This window comes from Mesobacillus jeotgali (genome assembly GCF_002874535.1).
Lineage (GTDB): Bacteria > Bacillota > Bacilli > Bacillales > Cytobacillaceae > Mesobacillus > Mesobacillus jeotgali.
Genome location: NZ_CP025025.1, coordinates 2,900,915 through 2,917,012 on the forward strand (window position 1 = coordinate 2,900,915; position 16,098 = coordinate 2,917,012).

The following is a 16,098-nucleotide window of genomic DNA, read 5'->3' on the forward strand; positions in this document are numbered from 1 at the left end:
GGCAGTTTGTACATGTTTATGCAGGACAAGGAGTGTTATGACATAAAAAGGTGAATGCCACACATGATGGACCGTACAGAGGCCCTAAGGTGTTACAGCCATGAAAAAAGGAACAGCTATAAATAGCTATTCCCTGGTTTGCATTATCTTGATTGAAGCATTTTTGTCCGGTAATCTGTTTCGTAATATTCCAGCTCTTCGCGGATTCTTTGAAACCCGCTTTCGAGGCTTACCATCAGTTCTTTTATTCCAGGTGATACTGGTTGTCTGAACTTGATGGCATTCTTTCCTGTATAAGCAGCCCTGCTGTCTTCATACCATGCATCACTTTTAGGAGAGAAGAATTCTTCAATGCATTGATAATAGATTCGGTATAATGTTTTTTCAGCTGCCGGTTTTGAAAAAACCTCTGCCTGAAGGATCACCTTGCAGGCATCAAGTCCTTCCTCACAGTAGACAGCCAGCTTGCGTAGACTTGAGAGAACCGTTTTATAGTATTCCTCGTCTGCCTGCTGTCCTTGTTTTAACTCTTCAAGAGTTGTTTTATTCAGGTAGTTCTCCAGCTTTACTACTGTGTCTGCCAGGAATTCCCTTACTTCCTCGATTTGAGTTTTAACAATTGTATTCCCCAAATTGACACCCCCTATGGATTTTTACCATAACTTTTTCGATAGTTGTTGCTTTCCCCTGAATTCTAGTTCACGATTCTATCCTGAAATTGGGCCTCATTTGGGTGATTCCCGAAACCAAGAATCCAATGAAGCTGAAGAAAAAGGCAACAAAGTTCACGAAAAGAGCTTGCTCTATACCGGCTGGACAATATAATCCAAGGGAGAGCGCACTTCAAAGCTGCCTTTTTGCTCGATACCTTCAAATACTCCAGGAATCTTGCTATAATCCAGTCCTTTGAAAATATCCGCGAACTCTTTCTGTTCATTTATATATACCCTTTTACGATGGCGATATCCCGGATTTTTCAATAACGCAGCAAGTGCTACCAAATCCCTCATATATACATCCTTTGTTCCAGCCTTGAAGATTGGATCCTGTTCAAATGGAGTGATACTTCCAGCCAACTCATCAAAATACCTTACATAAAGGACATGCAGGGTTTTCTCCTTACCATCTTCCACAAAAGTCACTTCGCTTCGGTTGAAAAAATCCTCCGAGGTGTTTGATTTTTCTTTTTCAAGTTCATAACCAATACATTGCTTTATAAGCATGGTATTCCTCCCGTTGGACATTCATTCTTAAATCCTTATGTAGAAAGAAATGCTTTACCATAAGAAGCCAGCAGTTAGCATCCAAATTAAAGCATTTCCCAAATAATTATTTTGATTTTATCATAAATTCCAAACTTTGTGCACAAAAGCTATTGATCTGTTTCCATTGTTTCCTGGAATTTTTCAAAGAATAGATCCGCGTCATCCTGCATTTCGTCGTCCTCAATATGATCCGGCAGAGGAGGCAGTTCACTAATGTTTTTCAGGCCGAAATAATCTAGAAATTCTTTTGTCGTTCCATATAAAATAGCCCGGCCAGTTCCTTCTGCTCTTCCAACTTCTTTAATCAAAGCCCTGGAAGACAGAGTATGGAGCGGCCTTTCCGTTTTCACTCCGCGGATTTCTTCGATCTCGGCTCTTGTAATTGGCTGCTTATAAGCTACAATCGCCAAAGTCTCAAGTGCTGCTTGCGACAGATGTGCCGTCCCTGGTGATTCGACAAGCTTCTTTAAATAATCAGCATGCTCTTTTTTCGTAGCCAGCTGATATACTCCTGCCAGTTGGACGATTGTTATACCGCGGTTTTCGTCACTTTCATAATCCTGCTGGAGTTCAGTAACAATTTCATTTGCCTGAATTTCATCAACTTCAAGCACAGATGTAATCTGCTTCAGGCTCAAACCTTCGTCACCAGCTGCAAAAAGAAGGCTCTCCAATATCCCTTTCCACTTCACAATTCCCACGCTCTTACTCCTTTCTGGCTGTCATATATATTTCAGCAAAGTTTTCTTCCTGTTGGACGTCGATTTCTTTCCTTTTGATAAGCTCAAGAATTGCCAGGAAAGTAACGACAATATGCTCACGGTCAGATTCAGGAAACAAGTCATAGAACTTTTTCCTTGTGCCGCTTTTTTTCAGGAAGCTTAAGACTTCGTCCATCCTTTTTTCAATGGAAATTTCCTGACGGGCGATTTTGGTCGATAGTGGCCTTTGCAGCTTTTTTCTTCTTAAAAGCTTTTGAAATGCACTAAGCATGTCATACAAAGATATATCAAGATTAGTATTGTCACCTTTAGCTTCATCGGCATAATCCGTGAGGTCACTTGGAGGTTTGGTATACATCAATCCCCGTTCCTCTTCAAGGGATTTCAGGTCACTGGCTGCCTCTTTGAATTTCTTATATTCAATCAATCTTTCCACGAGTTCATTTCGTGGATCTTCTTCATGATCAAACTCAAATTCATCTTCCAGTTCTTCTTCATGCTTAGGAAGGAGCATCTTGCTTTTTATTGCTAACAGCGTCGCTGCCATTACGAGATATTCACTTGCGACATCAAGCTGCAATTCCTTCATTGCATGGATATACATTAAGTATTGTTCAGTTATTTCCGCAACCGGTATATCATAAATATCAATCTCCAAAGTATTGATCAAGTGCAGAAGTAAATCCAATGGGCCCTCAAAGGCCTCGATTTTCACGTTATATTGCATTATTTCCCACCAAAATTCCTATAATGAACTGCATCATTATATAAGTATAGTAGATAAACTCCATGTTATCCATTACTAATTTATAAGTACAAATATCTACTTCTTCCTTAAAAATACAAGCTTGCGCCCAAACCCTTCTCTTCGTACCTGCATATGCTGAAATTGTATATTAGGCTATTTCACTAATAGGAGGTAATGTTAAATGTCAGATAAAAAAGGTTATGGACACGGAGCTGGATTTGCTTTAATTGTCGTGCTTTTCATTTTGCTCATCATCGTTGGTGCAGCCTGGTTATAGGGTAAAGCAATTTAAAAAGCAATAACTAAATGCCCGGCAACAGCCGGGCGTTTTTAGGTTTGCCGTTTTACATCCTCTTCTTGTTTCATCATTTTATTGAATTTATGCTAAGCTAGTGGTACTTGATAGGGGGTTATTACATGACAAAATATCCAACATCCTATATACAATATCTAGTTCATTTCCATGGAGACAGGGATTATTTTGAATGCCATGAGATTTTGGAAGAATATTGGAAAGCAACAGACGCTGGCAATAAAAGATCTATCTGGGTAGCATTGATTCTTTTGGCTGTGTCAACTTACCACCATCGCCGCAATAATTTTCCTGGAGCAATAAGGACCTTAACTAAAGCAGAGGAAATCTTTTCAGATACAAAAGAAGCAACTGCCCGGTTAGGAATCGACCCTGAGCTATTGACAGAAACACTGTCTAAAAGAAAGAACAACTTGCTTAACAACCTTCCATACACCAGCTTTAATCTGCCTCTAAGCGACACCGAGCTTAGTAGACTTTGCTATGAGGAGTGCAGACATAACGGTTTTACTTGGGGAGCAAGCAGTAATCTGCAAAATCCTGACTTGGTCCATAGGCACTCAACAAGGGATCGAAGCGATGTCATTTCAGACCGGCAGATGGCCCTGGAGGAAAGGAAAAGCAGGGAAAAATAAAAAGGCAGTTGGATTTAACATCCACTGCCTTCTACGCTATTGTCTTCCTCGCTGCACTTTTCAAAAAAGGAAGCGGTCTCAGCATTTGCAACTGCTGTCCATTCAGGAAACATTTCCTGGAGGGAATTAACCATACGTCTTCCAATCCCCTGATGGCGGTGTGATGGATTCACTGAGATGTGAAGAAGCTGCATCATTTTATCTTCAGTGAAGTTAACACCGAGTAACCCGATGATATCTTCACCTTCCTTCCATAAAAACAACTGCCAGGAATCATCTGTTTCATAATTCCTCATCGTCTGCTGAAGTTTTTTCAGATCCTTCTCATTTGGCATAAAAGATAATAATCCCATCGCGATCTTTTCAAATGCCTTTTTATATCGAATTAACATAGATATCCCTCATTGTGGTTTGACAGTAATAATGGAATGATAACAAAACCATTCTTTCCATTTTTCATCCGAATTAAACCTTAGCTTCCAGTTAATAGAAAGCTTAAAATATCAAATGGTAAAAGATCATTTTGATACTATATGTTTTTCTGTCAATTATGGTTCTTCATTTTAATTGAATTGATAATATCATACATAATCCGTTCTGATACTTCAATCTTTTTCATGAGCTATTGTCCGGGTACGATAAAAAACCAGTAGTATGCTCCCCATCCAACAGACATCAACAATAATAACACAAATAACAGCCAGTTGTTCTTTTTCATACCGGAATCCCTCCCAATCTGTAATTCTACAATAAGACCGGGTTTTTAGCCAATTTTACATATAACACAATTAAACCAGATAAAAAAAGCTGCGGGAGAGCAGCTTAATTTTTCACCTTTTCTTTAAAAGGAAGATCCAATTTTACCATGTCTTCAAATGTTTCGCGGCGGACCACCAGTGTGTCCTTGGAATCCTCCAAGAAAACGACCGCAGGCCTTGGAAGGCGATTATAGTTATTGGCCATTGAATACCCGTAGGCACCCGTACAAAAAACAGCCAGAAGATCTTGGTCACCAGACTTTGGCAGCGGAAGGTCCCAGATTAGCATATCTCCCGATTCACAACACTTCCCGGCAATCGATACGGTCTCTTCAGGTTTGTCCATTACTCTGTTTGCAAGGATTGCTTCGTATTTAGCCTGGTACAATGCCGGACGAATATTATCGCTCATTCCGCCATCGACAGCAACGTACTGGCGGACATTTGGAACATCCTTTCTAGAGCCGATGCGGTAAAGGGTGGTACCGGCATCCCCAACAAGGGAACGTCCTGGCTCGATCCAGATTTCCGGCATATTCATCGAATAGTGAGAAGCTTGCTTTTTGACCTCAGTAATAATCTCTTCTACATATTGTGCTGCAGGAATAGGATCATCTTCATCGGTATAGCGAATCCCAAAACCACCGCCAAGATTGAGGACTGTAGAGTTGAAAGACAGATCCTTTTTCCATTGATGGAGTTTTTCAAAAATCTTCTGTGCTGCGAGGATGAATCCTGTTGTTTCGAAAATCTGTGAACCTATATGGCAATGCAGTCCGAGAACATCAATATTCTTGTCTTCAAGGCAAAGTTTCATAGCCGCATCAGCCTGTCCATTCTGTAAATCAAATCCAAACTTTGAATCTTCCTGGCCAGTTAAAATATAATCATGTGTATGTGCTTCAATACCAGGTGTAACTCGTAATAGAACTTTGACTGCTGTATTCTTCTCTTTGCAAATATCCTTCAGCATGTCGAGTTCATAAAAGTTATCGACTACGATACAGCCGACATTGTTCTCAAGAGCCATTACCAGCTCTTCCCGGCTTTTATTGTTTCCATGGAAATGGATTCTTTCTGTAGGGAAGCCAGCAGCTAGCGCCGTATAGAGCTCGCCGCCAGAAACGACATCAAGCGAAAGTTGTTCCTCCGCAGCTAATTGCACCATCGCTACGGTTGAAAAAGCTTTGCTCGCATACGCTACTTGAGCGGTAATTCCGGCAGTCTCGAAAGTTCTTTTAAAAGCTCTTGCACGCTCCCTGATCAAGGCCACGTCATAAACATACAGCGGGGTTCCATATTTTTCAGCTAATTCGATTGTATCGACACCGCCAATTTCCAAATGCCCTAGTCGGTTAACCTTTGCAGTTCCATGAAATTCCATGTTGTCCCCTCATCCCTTGCCTATCATTTGATTTTAGCTTGGTTTCTTATTGTTCTGTTATTTAGGCATAGTCGTTTACCTTTTAAGGTACTATAACGCTTAGCCATGAATAATAAATAAATAGACAGTTCACCTGATGAACTGTCTATTTATTTTTCGCTTTTATTCTTTAGTAAATTAAAAACACTTTATCATAATTCGAGGGAACGCGCAATTGTAACTTGATTAGGATTTTGATGGCTGTTTGTAGCGGTTCCTTGCATGGACGATGCTTGGCCGGATTTTCGATCCTGGCACAGCCCTCCTGATCAAAATCTGCATAAATGCGACAGGGTGAAATGGAATGAATGGCCATAGGTAAGGAGTGTTCAAGGATTTAATACTAGCAAGCAGCAGCAGCCAAACTGTGGTACCTGCTACAAACCCAGGAACATGGAATATAGCAGTCGAAATCAACAGGAATACCCTTCCTAATTTGTTTGCAATACTTAGTTCATAACTTGGTGTCGCATATGTCCCGATTGCCGCCACAGCTACATAAAGGATGACTTCTGGCACGAACATCCCTACATCGATTGCGATTTGCCCGATCAGGACTGCAGCGATTAAACCCATTGCTGTGGAGAGTGGTGTCGGCGTATGGATGGCCGCCATCCTCAAGAACTCAATGCCTCCATCTGCAAGCATGATTTGCAAGAAAATCGGAATATTGGAATCTTCATTAGGCCCGATGAATGAAATTTTATCTGGAAGCAGGTCCGGATTCTGCACAAATAAATACCATAACGGCAAAAGCAATAGTGATGCAAGCACTCCAAGGAATCGTACCCAGCGAACCATTGTGCCGACTCCAGGTGATTGCCTGTACTCTTCAGCATGTTGAAGATGATGGAAATAGGTCGTTGGCGTAATGATGACACTCGGAGATGTATCCACATAAATTAGGACATGTCCTTCTAGCAGATGGGTCGCCGCCACATCGGCCCGTTCCGTATACCTTACTAGCGGGTAAGGATTATAACCCTGTTTTACAAGGAATTCCTCAATTGTCTTATCTGCCATGGTAATACCATCTATTTTGATTGATTTAAGTTCCTTTTTGATGACCTCGATCAATCCCGGATTCGCTATATCTTTTATATATCCAATTGCAACATCTGATTTTGACCTTTCCCCTACCTTCATCATTTCGAAACGCAGATTTTCATCCCTGATCCGTCTTCTGGTTAACGCAGTATTGACAATGATATTTTCTACAAAGCCATCACGAGATCCGCGCACAACCTTTTCGGTATCAGGCTCTTGGGGTTGTCTTCCGGGGTAGCTTCTTACATCGACTACCAGTCCGATTGATTCACCTTCAACCAATATGACGATAAGTCCAGAAAGAACCTGATCGACAAGTTCATCCATCGTTTTGATCTTCTCGACGGATTGGTGGGTAATTCTATTCTCAACAATCTCCTGCAGATGGGTTGAAAGTTTTTCATTATCATTTATATCCACAAGTTCTTCAACGATATGTACGATGAAGCTTGTATCGCACAACCCATTCACATAATAAAAATGGACATTTTTCTTCAGTATTTTCAGCTTCCTGACCCCAAGGTCAAAACTTGCTTCAAGGCCAACGCGTTCTATCATATACTTTTCAGCTTCGTCCAATGATCGCGGGATTGGTAGCTTATCATTCTTCTCTGCCATAGAATCCGCTCCTTTCAAGGATGATTTCCACTGCTTTTTTCGTTATCGGCGAACCTAACTTATAGTGATCACGCCTTGCCATTTTACCGATATCTCCTATCCCGATTATTAAGGGGACATCAAGAGTATCCAAACAGTACACCGTATCTCCATTAATCCTCCCCATCTCAAGCTCTGGCACCCCATGTTTATCAACACCATATGGCGTGAGTTCACCATCTCGGTCTATACAAAAATCCACTCGGCTCCATTCCGCCATATGCGTTTTCGACGCAACGGCTATCGCACCCAGAACCTCAATGTCCTTATGCTCCGCTACGTATTTCAGCGCTTTCTCGCCTGCTCCTTCTCCAAGAAAACCACTATCATCAAACATGACCAATACTGGATCATTGGCTGCTTTCTTGATCAATTTAACAAGCTGTGGACCCGAAAGGACAGAAGGATTTCCATGTGAAAGAGAGATACAGCGCCCGCCAACATCCGCAGCAACACTCTCAACCGCACGCCGGGCATAATCATCACCATCTGTAATTAAGATTACCTTCCTTTTTTCGGCCATTCTTTGCCGTCCTTTCTGCAGCTCTTTTCTTCAATAAGGTGGTTGCTGGAATTTTGAAGCATTCTAAAAAGCTTTTTAACGTCCTACAAAGTATATCCAGTGAAATAATGATCCGAATACTTTTCCCAGCACGATTGCCATAAGCAAGTTCTCAAGTTTGTCATCCACCCTGACTCTTTTAGCGAGGATCGGAAGTACATTCAGGACCTCTGTCAAAGCGGCAGCCAGCATACCCACAAATATGCCACCCGCCAATCCAAGCGGAATGGTAACGAGCGGAGAAAAACTGAGAAGCGGATCCCTTAAGCTGCCGACAGTTCCCAATAAGGCCCCCAGGACAACAGACCATTCATACCAGGAAATCAATTTCATCGTCTTCGTGAGCTGTGTAAGTCTGGGTATCACTCCTAGAACGGACAAAAACGCAACAAATCCTGACCCTACCGCAAGCCCACTCGCCAGTCCCACAAGAATTATGAATAAGATACTAATCGTCATCGATATGCTTCACGCTTTCCTTGTTTTCATGCAAAATTACATACTGATCAAGCGATTGCTGGTAGTTGAACATTTCAACTTCAAGAGGACTGGGCTCTTCATTTAATCTCTTTTTAAATACATGGTTAAAAAATAAAATCATGCCAACCCCTATTCCGATTGAATAAGGAATTTGGAATAACAGCGGCTTCTCAACTTCTTCTCCTGTCATAATGTAGTAAAGACGCTCATGGACCGTTTGCATACTGACATCCTCATGGAAATTCATAATGGTCAAAGCTGCACCGAAAAACAACAGGAACCAGACGAGAATAAAAAATGGAATCGACATACCTTTTTTCTTGTAAATCACCTCGATAATCGTTTGCGGCGGCCCAACAGCCTGAACCTCATGATCCCGATATATCCCGGTGATAAATTCAATGACCTTCATGACATCAACAATGTGGATATGATCCTTAGGCGTAACTTTAAGGACCTGAAGTGCTGCCAATTCTTCATAAATATCCTCACTGGCAATGATCTGCGCTATATCCTTTAACAAAAGTGATTCCTCAGGCTTGACCTGGACGCGATTTCTCATGCGGATATAAATCGTTTTTTCCATCAGATTCACTTCCAACACATTGTTTTCCTCGTATAATTAGTATGGATTCCTACAGTTTTTTCATGAAGTCCAATAATTGGTTAAGATGACAGCTTTATTATGCAATGCACAGCTTCTGCTTTTACCCTTTTTCCTTTTCCGGACGATTTTTGGGCAATGCACAGCTCCTGCTTTCACCCTTTTTTCCTTTCCGGACGATTTTCGGGCAATGGCAGGGCTTCTGCTTTTCCCCTTTCTTCCTTTCCGAACAATTTTCGGGCAATGCAGAACTCTCAATATTGATTATCTTTCCATAAAAAAAGCCATATGGATTCATAGATCCATACGGCCTTTCATTTGCTGCAGTATTTTCTTTTCGAGGCGTGAGACCTGGACCTGGGAGATTCCCAGTCGGACTGCGACCTCGGATTGGGTTTGATCCTTATAATATCTCAAATACACGATCAGTCTTTCCCGTTCGTCCAGTTCGTTTATAGCCTCTTTTAACGCAATTTTATCGAACCAGCGGCCTTCTTCCCCGTTGTCAATTTGATCAAGAAGAGTAATTGGGTCGCCGTCGTTTTCGTACACCGTTTCATGGATGGATGCAGGACTGCGGCTTGCTTCCTGTGCCATGATCACATCTTCAGGCGAAATTTCCAGAAACTCGGCTATTTCATTGACAGTTGGGACCCTGCCCAATGTTTTGGAAAGCTCATCCTTCGCTTTCCTGATTTTATTGCCAGTTTCTTTTAGTGACCTGCTTACTTTCACGGTACCGTCATCCCTGATGAAACGCTGAATTTCACCAATGATCATTGGAACGGCATACGTCGAAAACTTCACGTCATACGAGAGGTCAAATTTATCAACTGACTTCAAGAGGCCGATGCTGCCAATCTGGAATAGGTCGTCAGGCTCATATCCCCTGTTGAGGAAGCGCTGGACGACAGACCATACAAGTCGCATGTTTTTCTGGACGATTAGGTCCCTTGCGGCCTGGTCCCCTTGCTGGCTTCTCAAAATCAGTTCTTTGACTTCATGGTCCTTAAGATACGTTTGGCTATTATCCTTTTTTACCTCCACATCCATAGGCAGAACTCCCTTAATTGCACAGCGCTTTGCTCTTAGACAGGTGCTTTTTCAAACGAATCTCTGTCCCAAAGCCGGGCTCTGATCTCACTTGTACTTCGTCCATGAAATTTTCCATAATCGTAAAACCCATGCCGGACCTTTCAAGTTCAGGCTTGGATGTATAAAGTGGCTGCATGGCTTCATCGATATCTGGAATCCCTATTCCTTCGTCTTTAATCAGCATTTCCACCGTTCCATCCTGAATCATCACAGAAATAAACACTTTTCCATCTGGATTACTTTCGTAACCGTGAATGATAGCATTGGTTACCGCTTCTGATACAACCGTCTTTATTTCAGTCAGTTCATCCATCGTTGGGTCCAGCTGTGCAATGAATGCAGCGACCGTCACGCGGGCAAAAGATTCATTTTGGCTTAACGCGCTAAAATGAAGATTCATTTCATTCTTCATGTATCAAGCAACCCCCAATCTCTCTAATGCATATTCTTCTGACGGTTCAAGACGGATAATCTTGAATAAACCCGACATGTCAAATAACCTCTTGATTGGCGGAGAAATTGCGCAAACTACCATCTCTCCATGGTGTTGCTTGATTTGTTTATACCTTCCTAAAACTACTCCCAGACCCGAACTATCCATAAAGGTGAGATGTTCGAGGTTCAAGACAATGTGGCGGACTTCTTCGTTTTCAAGGGCTTTTGTTGCCTGCTCGCGAAGCTGGTCTGCAGTATGGTGATCTAATTCACCACTAACTCGAATCAATAAGACGTCATGCTTCACTTCAATATCAATGTTAAGACTCACTATCCAAAGCCTCCTTATCTGGTATAGTGAGTCAAATTCTCCATTGATTCAGCCAAATCCTTCTAAAGAACAAAACTAGTGTCTATTCGCTAAAACTAGATGGAATGGCAGTGTTTTCGACAATCCAATAAGGAAATTTTCATTATTGCTGGTTTCCAGCCCTCGTAAACATCCCGAATGAGCGTTTATATAAGATCCACCAGCTCGCTTTTTCCACCTTTGCATCTGCAACAAGAGGCGTTTCCGCAAGGGTCTTGCCGTCTTTTACCAGCTTCAAAGTGCCAACTCGGTCTCCTTTTTCGACCGGCGCTTTAAGACTTTTATTCAAAGAGATTTTCTGTTTTACGTCCTTTATGTCTGCTCCTTTTTTAGTTAGGAGGGAAACACTTTCAGAGGTAACGGCATTTATTGTCTTTTTGTCACCTTTGCTGATCGCTGCCTTTCCTAGTGGATGACCTTTTTTGAACATAGGATGTGTTTGGTATTGACTGAAAGCATAGTCCAGCATCTTCGTTACCTGTGCATTCCTGGCCTTGGAGGTAGGTGCTCCAAACACAACAGCGATCGCACGCATGCCATCCTTTTCTGCAGTAGCAGTAAGGCAATATTTCGCTTCATTCGTAAAACCTGTTTTCAGTCCATCCACTCCAGGGTAAAAACGAACGAGCTTATTCGTATTGACTAGCCAGAATTTCTTATCAGAATCTTCACGGAGATAATCTTCATATGTTCCAGTGAATTTGGTTATTTTTTCGTATTTCAACAAATCTTTTGCCATCATGGCCATATCATATGCCGAGCTATAATGCCCATCGACAGGCAATCCGGTTGTATTCTTGAATTCTGTATTCTTCAGGCCGAGTTCCTTTACTTTCTCATTCATCATTTTGACGAATGCTTCTTCTGAGCCGCCAATACGTTCAGCCATAGCAACTGAAGCATCATTTCCAGAGCCGATTGCGATTCCTTTCAACAATTGCTCAACTGTCATTTCTTCTCCTGGCTCAAGGAAGATTTGAGATCCTCCCATAGAAGCGGCATATTCACTGGCCCGGACCTTTTCATCCATTTTCAGCCTTCCCTCATCGAGCGCTTCCATGATCAAAAGCATCGTCATGATTTTAGTCATGCTGGCTGGCGGCAGCTTTTCATGACTGTTTTTATCAAATAGAACCTGACCTGTGTCACGTTCAATCAAAATAGCTGAACTGGCATCATCGGCGAGTCCAGAATCTCCTTCATTCGCATATCCTTTTGGGGAGAAAATTGAAGCGCCCATCATAAAAACAAGCAGTAAACTCGTTAACTTTTTCAGATTCATGGCCATAACCCTCCTATCTTTATAGGGTCTATTTTTTCCAACGAATCCATTTTTATACAAACAAGGTATATAAAACCGATATTTTTGCACACAAAAAAGCGAAGAGTCACCCTCTTCGCTTTTTCTACTTTGTTTATTCTGTAATTTCTTCATGTACCAAAATTGGTGCATCAACATGTTCGCTTGAGACCTTAATATTTTCATACAGCATTTCTTTCACTTCATTTACATCCTCGAAGTTGCTGTAAATGGTTAAAAGGGAGTCGCCTTTTTCGACTTTGTCGCCGATTTTCTTCCTCAATACCAAACCAACCGCCAAATCGATTTCCGATTCTTTTGTCGCTCTTCCTGCACCAAGAAGCATTGCGGCAGTACCCACTTCGTCAGCAACGATTTCTGCAACATAGCCTGCTTCTTTTGCTTCAAGTTCGTAGGTGTATTTTGCCTGAGGAAGCCTGCTTGGATCATCAACAACAGAGGCATCGCCACCCTGAGATGCCAGGAATACCTTGAATGTTTCAAGAGCCGATCCGTTATTGATCACTTCTTCTAATTTGCTGCGTGCTTCTCCAAGGGACTCAGCTTTTCCAGCCAGGAACACCATGTGACTTCCGAGCGTCAAGCAAAGTTCTGTCAGGTCTTCTGGACCTTCACCCTTCAATGTATCGATTGCTTCCTTAACCTCTAAAGCATTACCGATTGCATATCCCAACGGCTGGCTCATGTCTGAAATAACAGCCATTGTCCTGCGGCCGACATTGTTTCCGATCCGCACCATTGCCTTTGCCAGTTCACGGGAATCATCGAGCGTCTTCATGAATGCACCTGCACCTGTTTTAACGTCCAGGACAATCGCGTCAGCACCTGCAGCAATCTTCTTGCTCATAATTGAGCTGGCGATTAGAGGGATACTGTCAACAGTTGCGGTTACATCACGCAATGAATAGAGCTTTTTATCAGCCGGAGTCAGGTTACCGCTTTGGCCGATAACCGCAATTTTATTTTTATTTACGAGATTGATGAATTCGTCATTGTCGATTTCGACATGGAAGCCTTCAACGGATTCCAGCTTGTCGATTGTTCCGCCCGTATGACCAAGGCCGCGCCCTGACATTTTTGCAACTGGGACACCTACAGCAGCAACTAATGGTCCTAAAACAAGGGTTGTTGTATCGCCTACACCACCTGTAGAGTGCTTGTCGACTTTTACTCCTTCAATGGCAGAAAGGTCGATTTGGTCACCAGACTTCACCATCGCCATCGTAAGGTCAGCACGTTCTTTTTCCGTCATTCCCTGGAAGAAAATCGCCATTGTCAGCGCACTTACCTGATAATCAGGAATCGAGCCATCTGTATACCCATCAACAAAAAATTGGATTTCTTCAGTTGATAATTCATGTCCGTCACGCTTTTTTTCTATAACGTCAACCATTCTCATCATTATCACCACTTATCATTATTTAGCCGGTAAGCTATGGATTATTTTTCCCCTAAACTTTTAACAATTTCATTTACAAGTAATAGGAAGCTTGATTTAACTTTTTCAGTCGTTTCAATTACTTCATCATGGCTTAATGGCTGATCGAGAATTCCAGCTGCCATATTAGAAATACAGGAAATACCCAGAACTTCCAAACCTGAATGTCTTGCAACCGTTACTTCCGGCACTGTGGACATCCCGACAGCATCGCCGCCCATTGTACGGATCATTCTTACTTCAGCTGGTGTTTCATAAACTGGTCCCGGGTTTCCGACATATACTCCCTCTTTGATTATGAGTTTGTTCTTTTCAGCAACCTCTTTCGCAATTCCTCTTAAATTCTTTGAATATGCTTCGCTCATATCCGGGAAACGCACGCCAAAACGTGAATCGTTTGGCCCAATAAGCGGATTTGTTCCCATATTGTTGATATGGTCTGTGATGATCATCAAGTCGCCTGGTTCAAAGCTTTCGTTCACACCACCAGCTGCGTTTGTAACGATCAGTTTTTCAATTCCAAGTTCTTTCATGACACGCACAGGGAAAGTAACCTTATCCATGCTATAGCCTTCGTAATAATGGAAACGCCCTTGCATCGCGATTACTTCCACACCGCTAAGCTGTCCGCAAACTAGCTGTCCAGCGTGGCCTTCTACAGTGGAAACCGGGAATCCTGGTATTTCGTTGTAAGGAATCTTAACCGGGTTTTCGATATCTTCAGCAAGAACACCAAGCCCAGATCCTAGAATCAATCCGATTTTCGGCTGCTGCTTAAGCTTGTCATTAATAAAAGATGCTGCATTTTGAATTTGATTGTAATCCATAAAATCCTCTCCTTATTTCAATTCCTTCAGGAAACTTGTTCCGTGTTCAGGCATTTTCACATTAAAGTTTTCCGCAACAGTAGCACCAATGTCAGCAAATGTTTTACGGACAGGCAGCTCTTTTCCTTCATTCATTCTCTTTGAGTAAACGAGGAGCGGCACGTATTCACGTGTATGGTCTGTTCCGTGATGAACCGGGTCATTTCCGTGGTCAGCCGTAATGATGAGCAGATCATCTTCTTTCAATTTCTCGAATACCTCAGGAAGACGGGCATCATATTCTTCAAGTGCCTTACCATAGCCTTCCGGATCGCGGCGATGTCCGAATAAAGCATCAAAATCAACAAGGTTCAGGAAGCTTAATCCTGTAAAATCCTGATCCAAAGTTTGGAGCAATTTATCCATTCCATCCATATTTGACACTGTTCGAAGAGAATCAGTTATACCTTCGCCGTCATAGATATCTGAAATTTTTCCGATAGCCAGTACATCAAGGCCTGAGTCCTTCATTTCATTCATAACTGTTCTGCCAAATGGTTTCAGCGCATAGTCATGGCGGTTGGATGTACGTTTGAAGTCCCCTGGTTCACCGAGAAAAGGTCTTGCGATGACTCTTCCGACCATGTATTTATCATCAAGTGTCAATTCCCTGGCAATTTTACAAATATCATAAAGCTCTTCTATCGGAATAATTTCTTCATGAGCAGCGATTTGCAGAACCGAATCTGCAGATGTATAGACAATCAACGCGCCTGTCTTCATATGCTCTTCGCCAAGTTCTACAAGGATTTCAGTGCCGCTTGCCGGCTTGTTGCCGATAACCTTCCTGCCGGTCCTTGATTCGAGTTCAGAAATTAACTCATCCGGAAAACCATCAGGGAATACCTGGAATGGTGTCTGGATATTCAAGCCCATGATCTCCCAGTGACCTGTCATGGTATCTTTGCCGTTAGATGCTTCTTCCATTTTTGTATAGAAGGCCAGCGGCTTTTCAGCAGGTGCGATTCCTTTGATTTCCTCGATATTGCTAAGGCCGAGTTTGCCCATATTAGGCATACTCAAACCATTCATTCTTTCTCCGATATGCCCCAGTGTATGGGAACCTTTATCACCAAACTTTTCGGCGTCTGGTGCTTCTCCGATCCCGACTGAATCCATGACGATTAAAAATACTCGTTTATATGTATTCGACATTCCTTATCCTCCTTAAAAGTGTGAATGCGTTACTAACTTTTTCACAATTTTATGATACCCTTTTTTATTTCAGTTAATCGAATGCTTGCGTTTTCATTTGTCAGAAGTCTGACATCTCCATTGTACTAAATAAAATTAAAAACACAAGAAAAAAAGCCGACTTTTAGCCGGCCTTTTATGACAATTCTATGAAACTTGTAAACA

Annotated in this window: 19 protein-coding genes; 2 read left to right on the plus strand and 17 right to left on the minus strand. The window is 42.1% G+C overall.

Going from position 1 to position 16,098, the window contains the following annotated elements; all coding sequences use genetic code 11:
• Positions 1–143: 143 nt before the first annotated feature.
• From CD004_RS14735 to CD004_RS14750, 4 genes are all read right to left on the minus strand, one after another.
• Positions 144–632, minus strand: a complete 489-nt coding sequence (locus CD004_RS14735) for a YpuI family protein (protein WP_102263457.1) — start codon at positions 630–632, stop codon at positions 144–146.
• Positions 633–803: 171 nt separating this feature from the next.
• The gene (locus tag CD004_RS14740; protein WP_102263458.1) at positions 804–1,223 is read right to left on the minus strand and encodes a hypothetical protein; all 420 of its coding nucleotides are present in this window, start codon (positions 1,221–1,223) and stop codon (positions 804–806) included.
• 149 nt (positions 1,224–1,372) lie between these two features.
• Positions 1,373–1,966: an SMC-Scp complex subunit ScpB gene (gene scpB / locus CD004_RS14745; RefSeq protein ID WP_102263459.1), complete on the minus strand. Its 594-nt coding sequence runs from the start codon at positions 1,964–1,966 to the stop codon at positions 1,373–1,375.
• A gap of 4 nt (positions 1,967–1,970) precedes the next feature.
• Entirely contained in the window at positions 1,971–2,714 is a 744-nt protein-coding gene (locus tag CD004_RS14750) for a segregation/condensation protein A (protein WP_102263460.1), read from the minus strand.
• Between the two features lie 202 nt (positions 2,715–2,916).
• Here CD004_RS14750 and CD004_RS14755 point away from each other — a divergent pair, with 202 nt between their 5' ends.
• Both CD004_RS14755 and CD004_RS14760 read left to right on the plus strand, forming a co-directional pair.
• Positions 2,917–3,012, plus strand: coding sequence for a YjcZ family sporulation protein (locus CD004_RS14755; RefSeq protein WP_023627472.1), 96 nt, complete (start codon positions 2,917–2,919; stop codon positions 3,010–3,012).
• Positions 3,013–3,152: 140 nt separating this feature from the next.
• Complete coding sequence (locus CD004_RS14760) at positions 3,153–3,683, plus strand: DUF309 domain-containing protein (protein WP_102263461.1); 531 nt, start codon at positions 3,153–3,155, stop codon at positions 3,681–3,683.
• A gap of 14 nt (positions 3,684–3,697) precedes the next feature.
• Here the strand turns inward: CD004_RS14760 and CD004_RS14765 are convergent, their stop codons facing one another.
• The 13 genes from CD004_RS14765 to deoB form a co-directional block, all read right to left on the minus strand.
• On the minus strand, positions 3,698–4,075 hold the full coding sequence (locus CD004_RS14765) for a GNAT family N-acetyltransferase (protein WP_041965645.1): 378 nt from the start codon (positions 4,073–4,075) through the stop codon (positions 3,698–3,700).
• A 430-nt stretch (positions 4,076–4,505) separates the two neighbouring features.
• Positions 4,506–5,825 (minus strand): diaminopimelate decarboxylase, encoded by a 1,320-nt coding sequence (gene lysA / locus CD004_RS14770; RefSeq protein WP_102263462.1) that lies wholly within the window; start codon positions 5,823–5,825, stop codon positions 4,506–4,508.
• Positions 5,826–6,050: 225 nt separating this feature from the next.
• Positions 6,051–7,529 (minus strand): spore germination protein, encoded by a 1,479-nt coding sequence (locus CD004_RS14775; RefSeq protein ID WP_102263463.1) that lies wholly within the window; start codon positions 7,527–7,529, stop codon positions 6,051–6,053.
• Entirely contained in the window at positions 7,513–8,091 is a 579-nt protein-coding gene (locus tag CD004_RS14780) for a stage V sporulation protein SpoVABEA (RefSeq protein WP_102263464.1), read from the minus strand. The genes CD004_RS14775 and CD004_RS14780 overlap by 17 nt, the downstream gene beginning before the upstream one ends.
• 75 nt (positions 8,092–8,166) lie before the next feature.
• The gene (locus CD004_RS14785; protein ID WP_102263465.1) at positions 8,167–8,589 is read right to left on the minus strand and encodes a stage V sporulation protein AB; all 423 of its coding nucleotides are present in this window, start codon (positions 8,587–8,589) and stop codon (positions 8,167–8,169) included.
• Positions 8,579–9,196, minus strand: a complete 618-nt coding sequence (locus CD004_RS14790; RefSeq protein ID WP_102265123.1) for a stage V sporulation protein AA — start codon at positions 9,194–9,196, stop codon at positions 8,579–8,581. Before CD004_RS14790 ends, CD004_RS14785 begins: the two co-directional genes overlap by 11 nt.
• 312 nt (positions 9,197–9,508) lie before the next feature.
• Positions 9,509–10,267 carry an RNA polymerase sporulation sigma factor SigF gene (gene sigF, locus CD004_RS14800; protein ID WP_041965296.1) on the minus strand — a complete coding sequence of 253 codons (759 nt, stop codon included), beginning with the start codon at positions 10,265–10,267 and terminating at the stop codon, positions 9,509–9,511.
• Between the two features lie 13 nt (positions 10,268–10,280).
• A complete protein-coding gene (spoIIAB, locus tag CD004_RS14805; protein WP_041965295.1) occupies positions 10,281–10,721 on the minus strand; it encodes an anti-sigma F factor in 441 nt (146 codons plus the stop codon).
• A 3-nt stretch (positions 10,722–10,724) separates the two neighbouring features.
• On the minus strand, positions 10,725–11,075 hold the full coding sequence (gene spoIIAA / locus CD004_RS14810; protein WP_102263467.1) for an anti-sigma F factor antagonist: 351 nt from the start codon (positions 11,073–11,075) through the stop codon (positions 10,725–10,727).
• Positions 11,076–11,217: 142 nt separating this feature from the next.
• On the minus strand, positions 11,218–12,390 hold the full coding sequence (locus tag CD004_RS14815; protein ID WP_102265124.1) for a D-alanyl-D-alanine carboxypeptidase family protein: 1,173 nt from the start codon (positions 12,388–12,390) through the stop codon (positions 11,218–11,220).
• A gap of 139 nt (positions 12,391–12,529) precedes the next feature.
• Complete coding sequence (locus CD004_RS14820; protein ID WP_102263468.1) at positions 12,530–13,834, minus strand: pyrimidine-nucleoside phosphorylase; 1,305 nt, start codon at positions 13,832–13,834, stop codon at positions 12,530–12,532.
• Between the two features lie 41 nt (positions 13,835–13,875).
• Positions 13,876–14,700: a purine-nucleoside phosphorylase gene (locus CD004_RS14825; protein WP_102263469.1), complete on the minus strand. Its 825-nt coding sequence runs from the start codon at positions 14,698–14,700 to the stop codon at positions 13,876–13,878.
• A gap of 12 nt (positions 14,701–14,712) precedes the next feature.
• Positions 14,713–15,894 carry a phosphopentomutase gene (gene deoB / locus CD004_RS14830; RefSeq protein WP_102263470.1) on the minus strand — a complete coding sequence of 394 codons (1,182 nt, stop codon included), beginning with the start codon at positions 15,892–15,894 and terminating at the stop codon, positions 14,713–14,715.
• Between the last annotated feature and the right edge of the window lie 204 nt (positions 15,895–16,098).